This window comes from Streptomyces sp. NPDC039609 (genome assembly GCF_055596705.1).
Genome location: NZ_JBVIUJ010000014.1, coordinates 44931 through 63905 on the forward strand (window position 1 = coordinate 44931; position 18975 = coordinate 63905).

The 18975-nt window shown below is 68.8% G+C and carries 20 protein-coding genes; 5 read left to right on the forward strand and 15 right to left on the reverse strand.

The features are described from left to right. Window position 1: 1 nt before the first annotated feature. Both ACZ561_RS32990 and ACZ561_RS32995 read left to right on the forward strand, forming a co-directional pair. Window positions 2–751: an ABC transporter permease gene (locus ACZ561_RS32990; protein ID WP_471002182.1), complete on the forward strand. Its 750-nt coding sequence runs from the start codon at window positions 2–4 to the stop codon at window positions 749–751. 13 nt (window positions 752–764) lie between these two features. Further along, window positions 765–1337, forward strand: a complete 573-nt coding sequence (locus ACZ561_RS32995) for a cob(I)yrinic acid a,c-diamide adenosyltransferase (RefSeq protein WP_376433482.1) — start codon at window positions 765–767, stop codon at window positions 1335–1337. Here ACZ561_RS32995 and ACZ561_RS33000 read toward each other — a convergent pair. Then, complete coding sequence (locus ACZ561_RS33000) at window positions 1257–1883, reverse strand: hypothetical protein (protein WP_471002186.1); 627 nt, start codon at window positions 1881–1883, stop codon at window positions 1257–1259. The genes ACZ561_RS32995 and ACZ561_RS33000 overlap by 81 nt on opposite strands. A gap of 154 nt (window positions 1884–2037) precedes the next feature. Here ACZ561_RS33000 and ACZ561_RS33005 point away from each other — a divergent pair, with 154 nt between their 5' ends. The 3 genes from ACZ561_RS33005 to ACZ561_RS33015 all read left to right on the forward strand — a co-directional run bounded on the left by ACZ561_RS33005 (window position 2038) and on the right by ACZ561_RS33015 (window position 5866). Next, on the forward strand, window positions 2038–3255 hold the full coding sequence (locus ACZ561_RS33005) for a sensor histidine kinase (protein WP_471002189.1): 1218 nt from the start codon (window positions 2038–2040) through the stop codon (window positions 3253–3255). Further along, complete coding sequence (locus tag ACZ561_RS33010) at window positions 3243–3893, forward strand: response regulator (protein WP_471002192.1); 651 nt, start codon at window positions 3243–3245, stop codon at window positions 3891–3893. The genes ACZ561_RS33005 and ACZ561_RS33010 overlap by 13 nt, the downstream gene beginning before the upstream one ends. A gap of 125 nt (window positions 3894–4018) precedes the next feature. After that, on the forward strand, window positions 4019–5866 hold the full coding sequence (locus tag ACZ561_RS33015; protein ID WP_471002195.1) for a glycosyl hydrolase family 18 protein: 1848 nt from the start codon (window positions 4019–4021) through the stop codon (window positions 5864–5866). Between the two features lie 114 nt (window positions 5867–5980). Here the strand turns inward: ACZ561_RS33015 and ACZ561_RS33020 are convergent, their stop codons facing one another. The 14 genes from ACZ561_RS33020 to ACZ561_RS33085 form a co-directional block, all read right to left on the reverse strand. Further along, on the reverse strand, window positions 5981–6427 hold the full coding sequence (locus tag ACZ561_RS33020; protein ID WP_471002198.1) for a DUF2550 domain-containing protein: 447 nt from the start codon (window positions 6425–6427) through the stop codon (window positions 5981–5983). Window positions 6428–6571: 144 nt separating this feature from the next. Beyond that, window positions 6572–6946 carry a F0F1 ATP synthase subunit epsilon gene (locus ACZ561_RS33025; protein ID WP_352188973.1) on the reverse strand — a complete coding sequence of 125 codons (375 nt, stop codon included), beginning with the start codon at window positions 6944–6946 and terminating at the stop codon, window positions 6572–6574. 111 nt (window positions 6947–7057) lie between these two features. After that, complete coding sequence (gene atpD / locus ACZ561_RS33030) at window positions 7058–8500, reverse strand: F0F1 ATP synthase subunit beta (protein ID WP_471002201.1); 1443 nt, start codon at window positions 8498–8500, stop codon at window positions 7058–7060. Continuing rightward, entirely contained in the window at window positions 8500–9417 is a 918-nt protein-coding gene (locus tag ACZ561_RS33035; protein ID WP_471002204.1) for a F0F1 ATP synthase subunit gamma, read from the reverse strand. Before ACZ561_RS33035 ends, atpD begins: the two co-directional genes overlap by 1 nt. Before the next feature lie 20 nt (window positions 9418–9437). Continuing rightward, window positions 9438–11036 carry a F0F1 ATP synthase subunit alpha gene (gene atpA, locus ACZ561_RS33040; protein ID WP_376433466.1) on the reverse strand — a complete coding sequence of 533 codons (1599 nt, stop codon included), beginning with the start codon at window positions 11034–11036 and terminating at the stop codon, window positions 9438–9440. Between the two features lie 133 nt (window positions 11037–11169). Beyond that, window positions 11170–11985, reverse strand: a complete 816-nt coding sequence (locus ACZ561_RS33045) for a F0F1 ATP synthase subunit delta (RefSeq protein ID WP_471002207.1) — start codon at window positions 11983–11985, stop codon at window positions 11170–11172. Then, window positions 11982–12524 carry a F0F1 ATP synthase subunit B gene (locus ACZ561_RS33050; RefSeq protein WP_376433462.1) on the reverse strand — a complete coding sequence of 181 codons (543 nt, stop codon included), beginning with the start codon at window positions 12522–12524 and terminating at the stop codon, window positions 11982–11984. The genes ACZ561_RS33045 and ACZ561_RS33050 overlap by 4 nt, the downstream gene beginning before the upstream one ends. Before the next feature lie 41 nt (window positions 12525–12565). Beyond that, on the reverse strand, window positions 12566–12823 hold the full coding sequence (atpE, locus tag ACZ561_RS33055; RefSeq protein WP_158990502.1) for an ATP synthase F0 subunit C: 258 nt from the start codon (window positions 12821–12823) through the stop codon (window positions 12566–12568). Between the two features lie 94 nt (window positions 12824–12917). Beyond that, complete coding sequence (gene atpB / locus ACZ561_RS33060; protein ID WP_376433460.1) at window positions 12918–13727, reverse strand: F0F1 ATP synthase subunit A; 810 nt, start codon at window positions 13725–13727, stop codon at window positions 12918–12920. Window positions 13728–13952: 225 nt separating this feature from the next. Beyond that, window positions 13953–14369 carry a hypothetical protein gene (locus ACZ561_RS33065; RefSeq protein ID WP_260227957.1) on the reverse strand — a complete coding sequence of 139 codons (417 nt, stop codon included), beginning with the start codon at window positions 14367–14369 and terminating at the stop codon, window positions 13953–13955. Window positions 14370–14634: 265 nt separating this feature from the next. Further along, window positions 14635–15972, reverse strand: a complete 1338-nt coding sequence (locus ACZ561_RS33070; RefSeq protein ID WP_471002212.1) for an MraY family glycosyltransferase — start codon at window positions 15970–15972, stop codon at window positions 14635–14637. Between the two features lie 107 nt (window positions 15973–16079). Next, window positions 16080–17327 carry a serine hydroxymethyltransferase gene (locus tag ACZ561_RS33075; RefSeq protein ID WP_471002215.1) on the reverse strand — a complete coding sequence of 416 codons (1248 nt, stop codon included), beginning with the start codon at window positions 17325–17327 and terminating at the stop codon, window positions 16080–16082. A 333-nt stretch (window positions 17328–17660) separates the two neighbouring features. Beyond that, window positions 17661–18305: an arsenate reductase/protein-tyrosine-phosphatase family protein gene (locus ACZ561_RS33080; RefSeq protein ID WP_471002218.1), complete on the reverse strand. Its 645-nt coding sequence runs from the start codon at window positions 18303–18305 to the stop codon at window positions 17661–17663. Beyond that, the gene (locus tag ACZ561_RS33085) at window positions 18302–18949 is read right to left on the reverse strand and encodes an L-threonylcarbamoyladenylate synthase (protein ID WP_376433452.1); all 648 of its coding nucleotides are present in this window, start codon (window positions 18947–18949) and stop codon (window positions 18302–18304) included. Before ACZ561_RS33085 ends, ACZ561_RS33080 begins: the two co-directional genes overlap by 4 nt. Window positions 18950–18975: the final 26 nt, after the last annotated feature.

Here is an 18975-nt window from a genome sequence, read left to right on the forward strand (position 1 = left end):
CTTGCTCTTCCACGACACCGCGCTGATCTTCGGGCGCTACGCCCGCCAGACCCTGCGCTCCAAGTTCCAGATGCTGTTCGGCGTACTGATGCCGCTGCTGTACCTGCTCTTCTTCGGACCGCTGCTCGCCGACCTGCCGCTCGGCCGCGAGGGCGACTCCTGGCAGATCCTCGTTCCCGGCCTGCTGCTCCAACTCGGCCTCTTCGGCGCTTCGTTCGCCGGCTTCTCGCTCATCATGGAGAAGAACTGGGGCGTGGTGGAGCGCATGCGCGTCACCCCGGTCAGCCGGCTCGCGCTGCTCCTCGGCCGGGTCCTGCGCGACGCCTCGCTCTTCGTCTTCCAGGCCGTGCTGCTGGTGATCGCCGCGCTGGCAATGGGGCTGCGGGCGCCGCTCGCCGGGATCCTGATCGGCTTCGTCTTCGTCGCCCTGCTCACCTTCGCGCTCGCCTCGCTCTCGTACGCGCTGGCGATGAAGGTCCGTACGCCGCAGGAGTTCGGCCCGACGATCAACGCGCTCTCGCTGCCGGCGATGCTGCTGTCCGGGCTGATGCTGCCGATGGCGCTCGCCCCCGGCTGGCTGGACGTGCTCTCGCACTTCATGCCGTTCCGCTATCTGGTGGACGCGGTACGGGACGCGTACGTGGGGCGATACGCGACGGCGACCATGCTGTACGGCGTCCTGGTGGCGGTCGCGCTCACGGCGCTCGCCGTGACGGTCGGCACACGGACGTTCCGGAGGGCCGGAGCGTAACTACGCTGGGGTCATGGTCAATCTGACGCGCATCTACACCCGTACCGGCGACCAGGGCACCACCGCGCTGGGCGACATGAGCCGGACCGCCAAGACCGATCTGCGGATCTCGGCGTACGCCGACGCCAACGAGGCCAACGCCGTCCTCGGCACGGCCGTCGCCCTCGGGCAGCTCGACGAGGAGGTCGTGAAGGTCCTCGTCCGCGTCCAGAACGACCTGTTCGACGTGGGCGCCGACCTCTCCACCCCGGTGGTCGAGGACCCGAAGTACCCGCCGCTGCGGGTCGAGCAGTCGTACATCGACAAGCTGGAGGCGGACTGCGACCGCTTCCTGGAGGAGCTGGAGAAGCTGCGCTCCTTCATCCTGCCGGGCGGCACGCCCGGTGCGGCACTGCTGCACCAGGCGTGCACGGTGGTCCGGCGCGCGGAGCGCTCCACCTGGGCGGCCATGGAGGTCCACGGCGAGACCATGAACCCGCTGACCGCCACGTACCTCAACCGCCTCTCAGACCTGCTCTTCATCCTTGCGCGCGTCGCGAACAAGGAGGTCGGGGACGTGCTCTGGGTCCCGGGCGGGGACCGCTGACTCCGGGTTGCCGGCCGGTGTCTTCTTCGGCCAGATCGCGTAGCTGAGCGCGATCAGGCCGTGGATGCCGGCCGCCCGCCAGGCGACGTAGATCCAGCTGCGCAGCGAGTCGGTGTTCCCGTCGTCGCCGACGTACCAGGTCGCGAGCAGCAGCAGTCCGGACGCGACGGCCGCCGCCGTCACCGAGCCCAGCCAGACCTTTCCCTCGTGGCGGGCGCGCGCCATGCCGTAGCGAGGCGGCTTCACGGGCGGCGGCCCGCCGCCGAGCCGGTGGGCGGCGTGGCCGTCCAGCCACTTCACGGTGCGGTGGCCATGGCCGACGGTGTAGCCGATGTACACCGCCGCGAGACCGTGCCGCCAGCTCGGCTCGGCCCCGTTCTTGAGGTCGATCGCGGTGACGACGAGCAGCAGGACTTCCAGGAGCGGCTCGCAGAGCAGCAGGGCGAGACCCGTCCGGGGCATCTTCAGCAGATAGCGGGTGGCGAGACCCGCGGCCAGCAGGACCCAGAAGCCCACTTCGCAGATCACGATCAGCATGACGATCACGGCGGTACTCCCCTTTCGGTTCCCCTCCAGCGTCGCGTGGCGATGCGGCCGGATCGTCGTCGCCGATGACGAAGTGCCACTACATCCTTCGACGGAGACACGGATCGGCCCCGACGGCGAGGCCCGGAGTTCGTCCGCCGTGTTGGATGGGAACGTGACACTCCCCCGACCGCACCGCGACGACCTGCTCATCGCCGCCGGCGGCCTCGCCATCGGCCTGCTGATGTGGTCCTTCGGGCTGCACACCCAGACCGACCGGCTGATCACCGCGCGGTGGGCGACCCTGATCCCTCTCGTCGTGATGGCATCGATGGAGGCCCTGCGGCGCACGATGCCGCAGACCGCCCTGGCCGTCGGCACCGTCGCTCTCGTGGCGGACCAGTTCACCTACGGCAGCCTCGTGACCGCGCTGATGTTCACGGATTTGGTCTACGCGGCCGTGGTCTACGGGAAGCCTGCCGCCGCCCGGCGCATCCCGTACACGACCGGGCTGATCACGATCGGTGTGACGATCGGCTTCCTCGTCTGGTGGCAGAACGCGGTCGCCCTGCTGGTCGGCCTGATCACCGGCATGGTGTCGTTCCTGCCCGCCGTCACCGGAGCCGTCGTACGCAATCACCGCCAGGCCGCCGACGCCGCCCGCCTCCGCGCGGAGCAGACCGCGCTGCTCGCGGAGATGGACCGCAGCCAGGCCGTCGTGGCCGAGCGCGCCCGGATGGCGCGGGAGCTGCACGACATGGTCGCCAACCACCTCTCCGCCATCGCGATCCACTCCACGGCCGCGCTGTCGCTCGACGATCCCGGGACCACCCGGCAGGCGCTGACCGTGATCCGGGAGAACAGCGTGGAGGGTCTCGCGGAGATGCGGCGGCTGATCGGGCTGCTGCGGGACAGCAGCGGGGACGCGGAGCCGGCGGCCGCCCCCACCCTGGACGGACTGGACTCGTTGGTGGCCCAGGCGGCGACGAACGGGGAGTCGAGCGGGCTGACGTTCACGCTCGACGACAGCCGGAAGCCGGACGCCGGGGCGCTGCCGGCTCCGGTCGAGCTCGCCGCGTACCGGATCGTGCAGGAGTCGCTGACCAACGCCCTCAAGCACGCGGGCCCGGGCGAGGTGCGGGTGGAGCTTGCTGTCCGCCGCCCGGACGGCGCCCTCACGGTGGGGGTGACCAGTCCGCTCGGCGGGCAGCCGGGCCCGCGGGCCCCTGGTTCCGGGGCGGGTCTGGTCGGGATGCGGGAGCGGGTGGCGCTGCTCGACGGGGAGTTCGAGTCCGGTCCGGTGACGGCGGACGAGGGGCGGAAAGAATGGCGGGTACGGGCGGTCCTGCCCGTCGGTACGAGCGACAGGGAGCCGCCGGCATGGTACGGGTGATCGTGGCCGAGGATCAGAGCGCGGTCAGGGCGGGGCTTGTCCTGATCCTGGGCAGCGCGCCGGACATCGAGGTGGTCGGGGAGGCCGCGGACGGCGAACGCGCCGTGGAACTGGCCCGCGAACTCCGCCCGGATCTGGTCCTGATGGATGTGCAGATGCCGCGGATGGACGGGGTGACGGCGACCCGGCTCGTGGTCTCCGAGGGCCTGGCCGACGTGCTCGTCCTGACGACCTTCGACCTCGACGAGTACGTCTTCGGGGCGCTGCGGGCGGGGGCGTCGGGCTTTCTGCTGAAGAACACCGACGCGAAGGACCTGATCGAGGCGGTACGGACGGTGGCGCGCGGGGAGGGTCTGATCGCCCCCGCCGTGACGCGGCGGCTGATCGCCGAGTTCGCGGCGCCGCGCGCCCCGGTGCGTGCGCCGGGCGCGGCGGATCCGTCCGTACTGGACGTACTGACCCCGCGTGAGCGGGAGGTGCTCTCCGCGCTGGGCAAGGGTCTGTCCAACGCCGAGATCGCGGTGCGCCTGGACATGGCGGAAGCCACGGTGAAGACCCATGTCAGCAAGGTGCTGGGGAAGCTGAAGCTGCGCAGCCGAGTCCAAGCGGCCGTGCTGGCACAGGAGTTGGGGGTCTGACGGACCGGATCCGACGTTGGTCTGGACCTCTTGACGGTTGGTCCAGACCTTTCTACGCTCTCGGGGCGCGCGCACAGTTCACGGACCACCCCCAGCTTGTCCGTCCGCAAACTTGAGGAGCACCGTTGAGCACTCAAGCACCGACGCGCAGAACAGGGTTCAGACACCGGGCCGCCGCCGGTCTGACCGCCCTGATCCTGCCCCTGGCCGCCATGGTCGGCCTCGCAGCACCCGCCGAAGCCGCCGCCGCGGCCACCGCCACGTACACCAAGGTCTCCGACTGGGGCTCCGGCTTCGAGGGCAAGTGGACGGTGAAGAACACCGGCACCACCACGCTCTCCTCCTGGACCGTCGAGTGGGACTACCCCGCCGGCACCGCCGTCACCTCCGCCTGGGACGCCACCGTCACCAGCTCCGGCACCCACTGGACCGCCAAGAACGTCGGCTGGAACGGCACCCTCGCCCCCGGCGCCACCGTCTCCTTCGGCTTCAACGGCTCCGGCTCCGGCGCCCCCAGCGGCTGCAAGATCAACGGCGCCTCCTGCGACGGAGGCACCCAGCCCGGCGACAACGCGCCCTCCGCCCCCGGGACCCCCGTCGCCTCCGACATCACCAACACCTCGGTCAAGCTGACCTGGACGGCGGCCACGGACGACAAGGGCATCAAGAACTACGACGTCAAGCGTGACGGCACCACGATCGCCACGGTCACCGGACTCACGTACACCAACTCCGGGCTGACCGCCGGCACCGACTACAGCTACACGGTCGTCGCCCGCGACACCATCGACCAGACCGGCCCGGCCAGCGGCGCCGCGAGCGTCCGGACCACGGGCGGCGGGGGCAACCCCAACCCCGGCTCCACCGTGAAGCTGGGCTACTTCACCAACTGGGGCGTCTACGGCCGGAACTACCACGTCAAGAACATCGTGACGTCCGGCTCCGCCTCCAAGATCACGCACATCAACTACGCCTTCGGCAACGTGACCGGCGGCAGGTGCACGATCGGTGACGCCTACGCGGACTACGACAAGGCCTACACCGCCGACCAGTCCGTCGACGGTGTCGCCGACACCTGGGACCAGCCGCTGCGCGGCAACTTCAACCAGCTGCGCAAGCTGAAGAAGGCGTACCCGAACATCAAGGTGCTGTGGTCCTTCGGCGGCTGGACCTGGTCCGGCGGCTTCGGCCAGGCCGTGCAGAACCCGACCGCCTTCGCGCAGTCCTGCTACGACCTGGTGGAGGACCCGCGCTGGGCCGACGTCTTCGACGGCATCGACCTGGACTGGGAGTACCCGAACGCCTGCGGTCTGTCCTGCGACACCAGCGGCCCGGCCTCGTTCAAGAACATGATGCAGGCGATGCGTGCCAAGTTCGGCGCGAACAACCTGGTCACGGCGGCCGTGACGGCCGACGCCTCCTCCGGCGGCAAGATCGACGCCGCGGACTACGCGGGCGCCGCGCAGTACATGAACTGGTTCAACGTGATGACGTACGACTTCTTCGGCGCCTGGGCGGCGCAGGGCCCGACGGCCCCGCACTCCCCGCTCACCTCGTACACCGGCATCCCGCAGGCGGGCTTCAACTCCGCCGAGGCGATCGCCAAGTTCAAGGCGAAGGGCGTCCCGGCCAACAAGCTGCTGCTCGGCATCGGCTTCTACGGCCGCGGCTGGACGGGCGTCACCCAGTCCGCACCGGGCGGCAGCGCGACGGGCCCGGCGGCCGGCACGTATGAGCAGGGCATCGAGGACTACAAGGTCCTGAGGAACACCTGCCCGGCCAACGGCACGGTGGCCGGTACGGCGTACGCGCACTGCGGCTCCAACTGGTGGAGCTACGACACCCCGGCCACGGTCACGTCCAAGATGAGCTGGGCGAAGAACCAGGGCCTGGGCGGCGCGTTCTTCTGGGAGTTCAGCGGTGACAGCGGCAACGGCGAGCTGGTCGGAGCCATCAACAGCGGGCTGAACTAGCCCGACGGAAAACGCGGCGGGGACGGTGCAGCACACCGTCCCCGCCGTCGTATGTCCGTATCAGGCCACATTCTCCGCCGGACTTGGTCCGGGGGCCCATCGAGTCAGGGCCGATCAGGCCACATTTACCCGCTGGCCCGGAGGCGCCGCCTCCAGCCAGGCGAGGAAGCCGGTGAGAGCGTCCTCGCTCATCGCCAGCTCCAGACGGATCCCCCGGTGCATACAGCCCTGGATCACGGCGTCGGAGAGCAGTGCCAGCTCCTCCTCGCCCTCCGGCATCCGGCGCTCCAGGACCTCGATCGCCGAGCGCTCCAGGACGCGGCGCGGGCGGGGCGCGTAGGAGAAGACACGGAACCAGGACACCTGGTCACCGCTGTAGCGGGCGACGCCGTACACCCAGCCCTTGCCGGAGAGATCCGGCTCCTCGGGGACGTTCCAGCGCAGGGAACAGTCGAAGGTGCCGCCGGCACGCTGGATCAGGCGGCGGCGCAAGCCGAAGACGAAGAGCCCGATCACCACCAGTGCGACGACCAGGCCGCACAGGAGCAGAGCGAGGAACATCTTCACCGACCTCCTCGCTGCGTCCCGTGACCGGCTTCGCCGGCGTAACCGAATACAACCTGCAAATGCATCGCCTCAGCCGCGACACGGTCTGGAGAATTCCAGCCGTGCCGCGGCTGAGGGCACAACTCTCGGCGCGGTCCGCTAGCGGACCGCTACCGCACGCAACCGGACATCGGCGCGACGCTCGGCGGCGGCGTCCGACTCCGACTTGGCGCGCTCCAGCGCACGCTCGGCGCGCTGGGCGTCGATCTCGTCCGCCAGCTCGACGATCTCCGCGAGCAGAGACAGCTTGTCGTCGGCGAACGAGATGAATCCACCGTGCACAGCGGCGACGACGGTCTCGCCCTCGCTGGTACGGATGGTCACCGGGCCCGACTCCAGCACACCGAGCAGCGGCTGGTGGCCGGGCATGACGCCGATGTCGCCGGAGGTGGTGCGTGCGATGACCAAGGTGGCCTCGCCGGACCAGACACTCCGGTCCGCGGCGACCAGCTCGACGTGCAGCTCAGCAGCCAAGGGTGGCTCCTCGGGTCACCACCCGGCGGTCGTGCCGGGTGTTGGGGTCAATTCTAATGGGCGTGACGAGGGGGACGGGACACACCCGCCCCCCTCACGAGAGCACGGGGCTCAGGAGACGCCAAGCTCCTTGGCGTTCTTCTTGAGGTCCTCGACGCCACCACACATGAAGAAGGCCTGCTCGGGGAAGTGGTCGTACTCACCGTCGCAGATCGCGTTGAACGCGGCGATCGACTCGTCGAGCGGAACGTCCGAACCGTCCACACCGGTGAACTGCTTCGCCGCGTGGGTGTTCTGGGACAGGAAGCGCTCGACACGGCGGGCGCGGTGGACAACGAGCTTGTCCTCCTCGCTCAGCTCGTCGATACCGAGAATCGCGATGATGTCCTGGAGGTCCTTGTACTTCTGCAGGATGCCCTTGACGCGCATGGCGGCGTCGTAGTGGTCCTGCGCGATGTAACGCGGGTCCAGGATCCGGGACGTGGAGTCCAGCGGGTCCACGGCCGGGTAGATGCCCTTCTCGGAGATCGGACGGGAGAGAACCGTCGTCGCGTCGAGGTGGGCGAAGGTGGTGGCCGGAGCCGGGTCGGTCAGGTCGTCCGCGGGGACGTAGATCGCCTGCATCGAGGTGATCGAGTGACCACGGGTCGAGGTGATGCGCTCCTGGAGGAGACCCATCTCGTCGGCCAGGTTCGGCTGGTAACCCACGGCGGAGGGCATACGGCCGAGCAGGGTCGAGACCTCGGAGCCGGCCTGCGTGAAGCGGAAGATGTTGTCGATGAAGAACAGCACGTCCTGCTTCTGCACATCGCGGAAGTACTCCGCCATGGTCAGACCGGCCAGGGCCACGCGCAGACGGGTGCCCGGGGGCTCGTCCATCTGGCCGAAGACCAGCGCGGTCTTGTCCAGAACGCCGGCCTCGTCCATCTCCACCATGAGGTCGTTGCCCTCACGGGTGCGCTCGCCGACGCCCGCGAAGACCGACACACCGTCGTGCAGCTTGGCCACACGGACGATCATTTCCTGGATCAGAACGGTCTTGCCGACACCGGCACCACCGAACAGACCGATCTTTCCACCCTTGACGTACGGGGTGAGAAGGTCGACGACCTTCAGGCCGGTCTCGAACATCTCGGTCTTGGACTCGAGCTGGTCGAAGGCCGGGGCCTTGCGGTGGATGGTCCAGCGCGGCGCGTCGGCCACGGTGGACTCGTCCGCGTTCAGCACCTGACCCAGCGTGTTGAACACGCGGCCCTTGGTGACGTCACCGACGGGCACCGTGATGCCCGTGCCGGTGTCGGTCACCGGGGCCTGGCGGACCAGGCCGTCGGTGGGCTGCATCGAGATGGTGCGGACAACGCCGTCACCGAGGTGCTGGGCGACCTCGAGGGTCAGCGTCTTGGTCGCGCCCTCCTCGGCCGGGTCCGGAACCTGGACGTTCAGCGCGTTGTAGATCTCCGGCATCGCGTCGACGGGGAACTCCACGTCGACGACCGGGCCGATGACCCGGGCGACGCGGCCCGTGGCGGCGGCCGTCTCAACAGTGGTCGTCATTACTTGTCACTCCCCGCGGTCGCGTCGGCCAGGGCTGCGGTGCCACCGACGATCTCGCTGATTTCCTGGGTGATTTCGGCCTGGCGGGCCGCGTTGGCAAGTCGGGAGAGGTTGTTGATCAAGTCTCCCGCGTTGTCGGTCGCCGACTTCATCGCGCGGCGCGTGGCGGCGTGCTTGGAGGCAGCCGACTGGAGCAGCGCGTTGTAGATACGGCTTTCGACGTAGCGCGGCAGAAGGGCGTCGAGGACGTCCTCCGCCGACGGCTCGAAGTCGTACAGCGGACGGAGCGTGTCCTGCTCGCCCGCCTCCTTCGCCACCTCATCGAGGCTGAGGGGCAGCAGCCGGGCCTCGACCGCCGTCTGCGTCATCATCGAGACGAACTCGGTGTAGACGATGTGGAGCTCGTCCACTCCGCCCTCGGCCGTGTCCTTCTCGATCGCCTCGATCAGCGGGGCCGCGATCTTCTTGGCGTCCGCGTACTCCGGCTGATCCGTGAAGCCGGTCCACGTGTCGGCCAGCTTGCGCTCACGGAAGTTGTAGTGCGAGATACCACGGCGGCCGACGACATAGATGTCGACCTCGCGGCCCTCGCTCTCCAGCTTCCTCGTCAGCTTCTCCGCCGCCTTGATGGCGTTGGAGTTGAAGGCGCCGGCCAGACCGCGGTCGCTCGAGAGGAGCAGGACCGCGGCACGGGTCGGGTTCTCCGCCTCGGTGGTCAGCGGGTGCTTGTCGTTCGCACCCGTGGCGACCGCGGTGACCGCGCGGGTCAGCTCGATCGCGTACGGGGTCGACGCCTGCACCTTGCGCTGCGCCTTGACGACGCGCGAGGCGGCGATCATCTCCATCGCCTTGGTGATCTTCTTCGTCGCGGTGACGGATTTGATGCGACGCTTGTAGACCCGGAGCTGCGCTCCCATGAGTCAGGTCCCTTCCGTCGTCACTTCGAGACGTTGACGGCAGCGGAAGCGTCGTCGCCCAGCAGCTTCCCGTCAGAAGTCTCGAACTGCTTCTTGAACTCCGCGATGGCGTCGGCCACGGACTGCAGGGTGTCGTCCGACATCTTGCCGCCCTCACGGATGGAGGCCATGAGACCGGAGTGGCTCTGGCGCAGGTACGCCAGCATCTCGGCCTCGAAGCGACGGATGTCGGCCACCGGGACGTCGTCCATCTTGCCGGTGGTGCCGGCCCAGACGGAAACGACCTGGTTCTCGGTGGGCATCGGCTGGTACTGAGCCTGCTTGAGCAGCTCGACCATGCGCTGACCACGCTCCAGCTGCGCCTTCGACGCGGCGTCCAGGTCCGAACCGAAGGCGGCGAACGCCTCCAGCTCACGGAACTGGGCCAGGTCGACACGGAGGCGACCGGAGATCTGCTTCATCGCCTTGTGCTGGGCGGAGCCACCGACACGGGACACCGAGATACCGACGTTCAGGGCCGGGCGCTGGCCGGCGTTGAACAGGTCGGACTCCAGGAAGCACTGGCCGTCGGTGATGGAGATGACGTTGGTCGGAATGAACGCCGACACGTCGTTCGCCTTGGTCTCGACGATCGGCAGACCGGTCATCGAACCGGCACCCAGCTCGTCCGAGAGCTTGGCGCAGCGCTCGAGCAGACGGGAGTGCAGGTAGAAGACGTCACCCGGGTAGGCCTCACGGCCCGGCGGGCGGCGCAGCAGCAGCGACACGGCGCGGTAGGCGTCGGCCTGCTTCGACAGGTCGTCGAAGACGATCAGGACGTGCTTGCCCTGGTACATCCAGTGCTGACCGATGGCGGAGCCGGTGTACGGCGCCAGGTACTTGAAGCCGGCCGGGTCGGACGCCGGGGCGGCGACGATCGTCGTGTACTCGAGGGCTCCGGCCTCTTCCAGGGCGCCACGAACGGACGCGATGGTCGAGCCCTTCTGGCCGACGGCGACGTAGATGCAGCGGACCTGCTTGTTCACGTCGCCCGAGCGCCAGTTGTCACGCTGGTTGATGATCGTGTCGACGCACAGCGCGGTCTTGCCGGTCTGACGGTCGCCGATGATCAGCTGACGCTGGCCACGGCCGACCGGCGTCATGGCGTCGACGGCCTTGTAGCCGGTCTCCATCGGCTCGTGGACCGACTTACGGGCCATAACGCCCGGGGCCTGCAGCTCGAGGGCGCGGCGGCCCTCGGTCGCGATCTCGCCGAGGCCGTCGATCGGGTTGCCGAGCGGGTCGACGACGCGGCCGAGGTAGCCCTCGCCGACACCTACGGAGAGAACCTCACCGGTGCGCTGCACCGGCTGGCCCTCCTCGATACCGCTGAACTCGCCGAGGACGATCGCACCGATCTCGCGCTCCTCGAGGTTGAGGGCGAGACCGAGGGTGCCGTCCTCGAACTTCAGCAGCTCGTTCGCCATGGCCGAGGGAAGACCCTCCACCTTGGCAATGCCGTCGCCGGCCAGGCTGACCGTTCCGACCTCCTCGCGCGAGGCCGCGTCCGGCTGGTACGACTGGACAAAGGTCTCCAGCGCGTCCCGGATCTCCTCCGGCCGGATCGTGAGCTCCGCCATCTGGGTTCCCTGCTCTCCTTGTTGGGCCCGAAGTCTTCTTGGGGGTCTGGGGGCCGACCCCCAGGAATCTTCTGCAATCTCTGCACGGCCCAACCGGGCCGCAGGTGATGCTGTGTTCAGTTGCCGGCTGACGTCAGCCGGCCAGTCGCCGGGTCGCCTCGTCGAGGCGCTCCGCGATGGTGCCGTTGATGACCTCGTCACCGACCTGCACCGTGATCCCGCCGAGGACCGCCGGGTCCACGTCGAGGTTCAGGTGCATCTGGCGGCCGTACAGCTTGGCCAGGACGGCACCGAGGCGCTGCTTCTGCTGATCGGTCAGCGGCACCGCCGAGGTCACGACGGCGACCATCCGGTCCCGGCGCGCCGCGGCGAGCTTGGAGAGGGACTCGAGTCCCGCTTCCAGGCTACGTCCACGCGGCTGGGTCACGAGACGGCCGACCAGACGCTCGGTGACCGCGTTGGCCTTGCCGCCGAGCAGGCTGCGCAGCAGCTCGCCCTTGGCGGAGGCGGTGGCGGCCTTGTCCGTCAGCGCCGAGCGGAGCTCGGTGCTGGAGGTGACGATCCGGCCGAACCGGAACAGCTCGTCCTCGACGTCGTCCAGCGCGCCGGCCCGCTGTGCCGCGGTGAGGTCGGCGGTGTTCGCCAGCTCCTCGGCCGAGTCGACCAGGTCACGCGAGGACGACCAGCGGGAACGCACCATGCCGGACACCAGGTCGACGGTCTCCCCGCCCACCTGACCACCGAGCAGTCGCCCGGCGAGCTCGGCCTTGGCCTCGCCCGCCTGCGCCGGGTCGGTCAGGACCCGACGCAGCGACACCTCGCGGTCGAGCAGCGCGGTGACTGCGGCCAGCTCGCCCGCGAGCTTCGCGGCGTCGACCGAGGTGTTGTCGGTCAGCGCGTCGAGGGACTCTCGTGCGGCGGCCAGTGCTTCACGGCTCGCTCCGTTCATCGGACGGCCTCGGCCTTCTCCTCGAGCTCGTCGAGGAAGCGGTCGATCGTGCGGCTCTGGCGGGCGTGGTCCTCAAGGGACTCGCCGACCAGCTTGCCGGCCAGGTCGGTGGCGAGCTTGCCCACGTCCTGGCGCAGCGAGGTCGCCGCGGCCTTGCGGTCGGCCTCGATCTGCGTGTGACCGGCCGCGATGATCTCCTCGCGCTGGCGCTGGCCTTCCGCCTTCATCTCCTGGATGATCGCGGTGCCCTGCTCCGTCGCCTCCTGGCGAAGACGCGCGGCCTCATGGCGGGCCTCGGCGAGCTGGGCCTTGTACTGCTCCAGCACACTCTGGGCCTCGATCTGGGCCGACTCGGCCTTCTCGATGCCACCCTCGATGGCCTGCCGACGCTCTTCCAGAACCTTGTTGATGTTCGGGAGGAGCTTCTTGGCGAGGAAGCCGAAGACGATGACGAAGGCGATCAGGCCGATGACGAGCTCGTCAAGATGCGGGATCAGAGGAGGCTGGGGCTCCTCCGCCGCAAGAAGCAGAGCGTTCACATCAGTGCCTTCCGTAAAAAGGTGTGGGCTGTCGGTCCGATTTACTGGTAGACGAAGCCCATGACGATGCCGATGAGGGCGAGCGCCTCACAGAAGGCGAAGCCCATGATCTGGTTGGTGCGGATCAGACCGGCGGCCTCGGGCTGGCGGGCGAGGGCCTGCGTACCGTTACCGAAGATGATGCCGACGCCGACGCCGGGGCCGATCGCGGCCAGGCCGTAGCCGATCGACGCGACGTTGCCGACCACGTTCTCCTTGGCCGAGGCGGCGAGGTTGACCATGTCGAGAGCAGCGGACATGCCGTTACTTCCTTCTCTTTCAATGACCCGGTGGGGGTTGGCCACCGGACGACTGTTGGATTGGGGGTGTAGCTGAATCCCGGGCGGGAGTCGCTCAGTGGTGCTCGGCGAGCGCGCCCTGGATGTAGCTGCAGGCCAGGAGGACGAAGACGTACGCCTGGACGGCCTGGATGAAGAGCTCGAAGGCCGTCATCACGAGGACCATGACGAACGAGGCGCCGGCGTAGACGAAGCCCAGGCCGTTCATCAGGTACCAGGTGGCCAGCGAGAACATCACGATCAGCAGGTGACCGGCGAACATGTTCGCGAACAGTCGGACCGCGTGCGTGAAGGGCCGGATGATGAGGTTCGAGAAGAACTCGAGGACGACGACCATCGGGAGGATCGCGCCGAGGGACTTGTCGTAACCGACGATGTTCTTCCAGCCGCCGACGAAGCCGTGCTTCTTGAAGGTCAGCGAGATCCACATGACGTACACGATCAGCGCGAGACCGGCCGGGAAGGCGATCAGCGACGTGACCGGGAACTGGGCGAGCGGAATGATCGACCAGAGGTTCATGATCCAGACGAAGAAGAACAGCGACACCATGAAGGGGACGTACTTCTCGCCGTCCTTCTTGCCGATGATCTCGTAGACGATGCCGCGGCGAACGAAGTCGTAACCGGCCTCGCCGACCATCTGCATCTTGCCGGGGATCAGCTTGGGCTTGTTGAAGGCGGCCCAGAAGAACCCGACGACCACGATGGAGCCCAGCAGAGCAAGCAGCATCGGCTTGGTGATCTCGATGCCGGCCACCGTGGCGATGGGCTCGTACATGAACGTGTGCAGGCCCGGCGCCGGGAAGCCACATCCACTGAAGATGTGGCAATCCGGGTCGAAGGCAAGCGTCTGGTCAGCACTCACCGCGGGCTCCTTCAGCGTGGCGCATAGGTACGGCAACCTCGTTGTGTCGGCGCGGCACGCAGCCGCGGGTCGGCACTGGACTGGTCTTACGGATAAGGGGGCGGCGGTTCGGCATCGAGCCTCGCGCTGGGACAGGCGTCAGCTCGGATGCCCGCGCCCGCAGTGCCGCAGTTGGCACCGGACGATAGCAGGAAGCCGAATGCGCCTTTATCCCGGCCCTACCCCTCACGTCGACGACCCCGGCTTCTTGGGGTCGTCGATGTACATGATCTTGGCCTTCATGTAGGCACGCGCCTGCGCGGCGATCCAGACGAGGGTCGACGCGAGCAGGGTGAAGGCGAAAGCCTTGAAGTCGAAGAACGTGGTGTTCTTGAGCAACAGCATCAAGACGAAGAGAAGCAGCAGCTGGGTCGTGTAGAGCAGAAGACCCATCGCCTGGAACAGGTGCGGGTACGACTTGGCCGTCCGCTGGAGCACCACGAGCCCGATACCCATGAACGCGATGACGACCGCGCAGCCGATGACGGCGCCGATCGCACCCTTCCCGCCGGCGACCACGCCGCTGATGACCGCGGCGATGGCGCCGGTGGCAGCAGTGGGAATGGCGGCCGAAAGAAGGATGCGTGCGTCGTTGGACGGCATGGCGGTGTCTCCGCTGTTGCTGGTGGGGGCGATGGTGTCGTCAGGGACGAGCGTAAAGCCCGGTCCGAGGTGAGTCTCGGGGCCAATGAACCGTCGCACTACGGTCCTTCGGCTCTGTCGCCGGGTCTCGTGAACGGTATCACAAACTATTTGAGTAGTTCTTTACCCGTGAAGTGTGCTGACTGTCACACATGAGAGTTACCGCGCGCGTGTGTGCACGACGCGCGGTGGACTTGTCTGGTATTGGACGCCATTGCGGCGTTCGTCAACTCGGCGTTCCGGCCTTCCGCCGGTCGGTGAAGCGCGAACGGTGGCCGATGGCGGTGGCGCCGTTGACTCCGGCCGGGACCGGGATGCGCTCCTCCAGAGGCTCCTCCACGGACGCGGAGACCGGTGCCTCGGCTCCCGTGCCCATGGGCCCCGCGGCCACCCGCTTACGGCGCCGGTAGCGGGGCGGTACGAAGGACTCCGCCCACCGCGGGGCTCGCGGCGAGAAGCGCGGCAGCAGGAGCAGCACCAGACCGATCGCGCTGAGCAGTACGACCACGAGCACGATCCACATGGATGCCGAGTGCACCGAGTACGCGAGCGTCCCGAAGGCGATCAGCGCCGACCAGAAGTACATGATCAGCACGGCACGGCTGTGCGAGTGCCCGATCTCCAGAAGCCGGTGGTGCAGATGCCCGCGGTCGGCCGCGAACGGTGACTGGCCGTTCCAGGTACGGCGCACGATGGCGAGGATCAGGTCGGCCATCGGGATCGCGATGATCGTCAGCGGCAGGACGAGCGGGATGAAGACCGGGAGCGCGGCGTGGGTGGCCTGGCGGGTCGAGCCCTCGAAGATCTTCAGCGCGTCCGGGTCGACCTGGCCGGTGATCGAGATCGCCGAGGCGGCCAGGATCAGACCGATCAGCATCGAGCCGGAGTCGCCCATGAAGATCCTGGCCGGATGCATGTTGTGCGGCAGGAAGCCCAGACACATGCCCATGAGGATCGCGGCGAAGAGCGTGGCGGGGGCGGCGGCCTCGATCGTGTAGCCGTACCAGAGGCGATAGGCGTACAGGAAGAAGGCCGCGGCGGCGATGCAGACCATGCCGGCGGCGAGGCCGTCGAGGCCGTCCACGAAGTTCACGGCGTTGATGGTGAGGACCACCAGGGCGACCGTGAGGAGCGTGCCCTGCCCGCGGGTGAGGGCGACCGTGCCGACACCGGGGATCGGCAGCCACAGGATCGTCAGACCCTGGATCACCATCACGCCGGCGGAGATCATCTGCGCGCCCAGCTTGATGAGGGCGTCCAGCTCGAACTTGTCGTCGAGGACACCGATCAGCCAGATCAGCGCGGCTCCTGACAGCAGCGCCCGGGGTTCGTTGGAGAGCTCGAAGACGCTGTTGAGGTTCTGGAGGTGGTCGGCGACCAGCAGTCCGGCGCACAGCCCGAAGAACATGGCGATGCCACCGAGCCGCGGAGTCGGTTCTCGGTGTACGTCTCGGGCACGGATCTCCGGCATCGCCCCGGTCGCGATGGCGAACTTCCGCACCGGACCGGTCAGCAGATAGGTCACCGCGGCCGTGACACAGAGCGTCAGCAGGTAATCACGCACGGGCTGCCCCACAGGAATCGCTGGCCATCTCAGCCCCACACCCTAGCCGTGCTGTCCATGTGCTTGAGGACATTCGGCCCGCGAGGATGGTTGCGCTCCGCCTGCCATCACCATCCATACGGGGGAAATCGCCCGGACAGTTCGCGCACTTCGGCGCGTACCCGCGCCGTCTCCTCGGGCTTGTCCCGTAGCGCGATCGTGAACAACGCGGCGATCCGGGCCATCTCCCTGGCACCCATCCCCTGGGTGGTGACGGCAGCCGTACCGAGCCGGATGCCGCGTCCGTCCCCGTAAGGAAGAGCACAGGTGTCGAGGACCATGCCGGCGGCGAGGAGGCGCATCCGGGCGGTGCGGCCCTCGATGCCGAGCGGGGCGGGATCCGCCGTGATCAGGTGGGTGTCGGTGCCGCCGGTGGTGACGGCGAAGCCCTCCGCGGCGAGCGCGTCGGCGAGGACGCGGGCGTGCGCGACCACCTGATGGGCGTACGCGGCGAATGCGGGCGTCGCCGCCTCCCCGAAGGCGACGGCCTTGGCGGCGATGGTGTGCATCTGGGCGCCGCCCTGCGTGAAGGGGAACACGGCACGGTCGACGCGGCCGGCGAGCTCGGCGCCGCAGAGGATCATCCCGCCGCGCGGACCGCGGAGCACCTTGTGCGTGGTGGCGCACACCACATCGGCGTACGGGACGGGGTTGGGTGCCGCTCCCCCTGCGACGAGGCCGATGGGGTGGGCGGCGTCGGCGATGAGATAGGCGCCGGTCTCGTCGGCGATCTCGCGGAAGAGCGCGTAGTCGAGGTGGCGGGGGTAGGAGATGGAGCCGCAGACGATCGCCTTGGGGCGGTGGTGGCGGGCGAGGGCGGCGACCTGTTCGTAGTCGACGAGTCCGGTCTCGGCGTCGACGCCGTAGGGCACGAAGTCGAACCAGCGGCCGGAGAAGTTGGCGGGCGAGCCGTGGGTGAGATGGCCGCCGTGTTCGAGGCCCATGGCGAGGACGGTGTCCCCGGGCCGCAGGAGGGCCGCGTAGGCGGCGAGGACGGCGGAGGAACCGGAGTGGGCCTGCACGTTGGCGTGCTCGGCTCCGAAGAGCGCCTTGGCCCGGTCCACGGCGATTCGCTCGGCGGCGTCGACGAACTCGCAGCCGCCGTGGTGGCGTGCGCCGGGATAGCCCTCGGCGTACTTGTTGGCGAGCGGGGAGCCGAGGGCGGCGAGGACGGCGGGCGAGGTGAAGTTCTCGGCCGCGATCAGCTGAAGGCTGTCGGACTGCCGGCGCACCTCCCCGAGCAGCACGTCGGCGATCTCCGGGTCCTGCCGGCGCAGGACGTCGAGATCCTCTTCGGGGGGAGCGGTGACCGGCATCGTTGGCTCCAGGCGTGGGCTGGGCTTCAGCTCCAATGTAGGCGCGTCGGCACGGCTTTGCCCGATGTTCACCAAGCCTCTGGGCCGGATGGCCCTGGCGCCCGGGTTCCTCCGACACCCAGCCCATCCGTCAACGACGCGCAGGGGCCCCGTCAACCCCGCGCAGGGGCCCGTCAAACGACGCGCAGGAGCTGGTAGCGCCGTCACGACCGGATCCAGCGCCGTGTTGAGCCCCGCTCCCGACGCACCCCTCGCACTGCTCGGCCCCAGGGGGCCTCTCAGGCATCGGGCCGCTGCGCCGCCCTCCGGCCGTCGGACGTAGGCAGCCACCCGTCAACGACGCGCAGACACACCCGTCAGCGCCGTCACGACCGGATCCAGCGCCGTATTGATCTCCTCGCCGATGGAGCGGAAGAACGTGATCGGCGCACCGTACGGGTCGTTCACCTCGTCCGCCTCCGCGTTCGGGGCCAGGAGCCACCCGCGTAGAGCCGCCGCCGCGCGGACCAGGGCGCGGGCGCGTTCGACCATGCCGTCGTCCAAGGGGTCCGGCAGAGTCGCGGGATCTATGGCGCGGACGAGCCGGGTGAACTCCTTCAGGGTGAAGGTGCGCAGACCCGCCGAGTGGCCCATCGAGATGACCTGCGCCCGGTGGTCCCGGGTCGCCGTCAGGACCAGGTCCGCGCGGATGACGTGCTCGTCGAGGAGCTCGCGCCCCACGAAGCCGCTCGCGTCCGCGCCGAAGTCGGCGAGGACCAGCTCCGCGTTGGCCTCCATCGGGGCGCCCTCGTGGCCCCACGTGCCCGCGCTCTCCACGATCAGGCCGCCGCCCCGGGGGTCGCCCAGGCGGTCGCACAGGGCATGGCGGGTCAGCCGCTCGGTGATCGGCGAGCGGCAGACGTTGCCGGTGCTGACGTGGAGAATGCGGAAGGAACTGCTCTCGTGCCCCGCTATGCCACGCCCCTCAGGGGCGGTCAATTGGCCACCTCGAGGTCGGGTACGACCTTCCGGAGCTCCTCCGGGGACAGCGCACCCTCGCGCAGCAGGACGGGCACCTTGCCGGTGACGTCCACGATCGACGACGGGACGATCCCGGGGGTAGGGCCGCCGTCGAGGTACACCGAGACGGAGTCGCCCAGCATGCCCTGCGCCGCGTCGCAGTCCTCCGGCGACGGGTGGCCCGTCAGGTTCGCCGAGGAGACGGCCATCGGACCGACCTCGGTGAGCAGCTCGATCGCGACCGGGTGCAGCGGCATCCGGATCGCCACCGTGCCCCGGGTGTCCCCCAGGTCCCACTGCAGCGACGGCTGGTGCTTGGCGACCAGCGTCAGCGCGCCCGGCCAGAACGCGTCGACGAGCTCCCACGCCTGCTCGGAGAAGTCGGTGACGAGCCCGTGCAGCGTGTTCGGGGAGCCGATGAGAACGGGCGTGGGCATATTGCGGCCCCGGCCCTTGGCGTCCAGCAGGTCCGCGACCGCCTCAGAGCTGAAGGCGTCCGCGCCGATCCCGTACACGGTGTCGGTGGGCAGCACGACCAGCTCGCCACGACGAACGGCGGACGCGGCCTCGCGCAGACCGGTCGCACGGTCCGTCGCCTCGTTGCAGTCGTATCGCCGAGCCATCAGCGGGCCTCCTCATACACAAGCGT

Excerpts from the sequence above, each read along its gene's own strand:
- ACZ561_RS32995 (WP_376433482.1), top strand. The coding sequence starts at position 765 with ATGGTCAATCTGACGCGCATCTACACCCGTACCGGCGACCAGGGCACC.
- ACZ561_RS33010 (WP_471002192.1), top strand. The coding sequence starts at position 3,243 with ATGGTACGGGTGATCGTGGCCGAGGATCAGAGCGCGGTCAGGGCGGGG.
- ACZ561_RS33020 (WP_471002198.1), bottom strand. The coding sequence starts at position 6,427 with ATGTTCCTCGCTCTGCTCCTGTGCGGCCTGGTCGTCGCACTGGTGGTG.
- atpD (WP_471002201.1), bottom strand. The coding sequence starts at position 8,500 with ATGACGACCACTGTTGAGACGGCCGCCGCCACGGGCCGCGTCGCCCGG.
- ACZ561_RS33035 (WP_471002204.1), bottom strand. The coding sequence starts at position 9,417 with ATGGGAGCGCAGCTCCGGGTCTACAAGCGTCGCATCAAATCCGTCACC.
- atpA (WP_376433466.1), bottom strand. The coding sequence starts at position 11,036 with ATGGCGGAGCTCACGATCCGGCCGGAGGAGATCCGGGACGCGCTGGAG.
- ACZ561_RS33045 (WP_471002207.1), bottom strand. The coding sequence starts at position 11,985 with ATGAACGGAGCGAGCCGTGAAGCACTGGCCGCCGCACGAGAGTCCCTC.
- atpE (WP_158990502.1), bottom strand. The coding sequence starts at position 12,823 with ATGTCCGCTGCTCTCGACATGGTCAACCTCGCCGCCTCGGCCAAGGAG.
- ACZ561_RS33065 (WP_260227957.1), bottom strand. The coding sequence starts at position 14,369 with ATGCCGTCCAACGACGCACGCATCCTTCTTTCGGCCGCCATTCCCACT.
- ACZ561_RS33075 (WP_471002215.1), bottom strand. The coding sequence starts at position 17,327 with ATGCCGGTCACCGCTCCCCCCGAAGAGGATCTCGACGTCCTGCGCCGG.
- ACZ561_RS33085 (WP_376433452.1), bottom strand. The coding sequence starts at position 18,949 with ATGGCTCGGCGATACGACTGCAACGAGGCGACGGACCGTGCGACCGGT.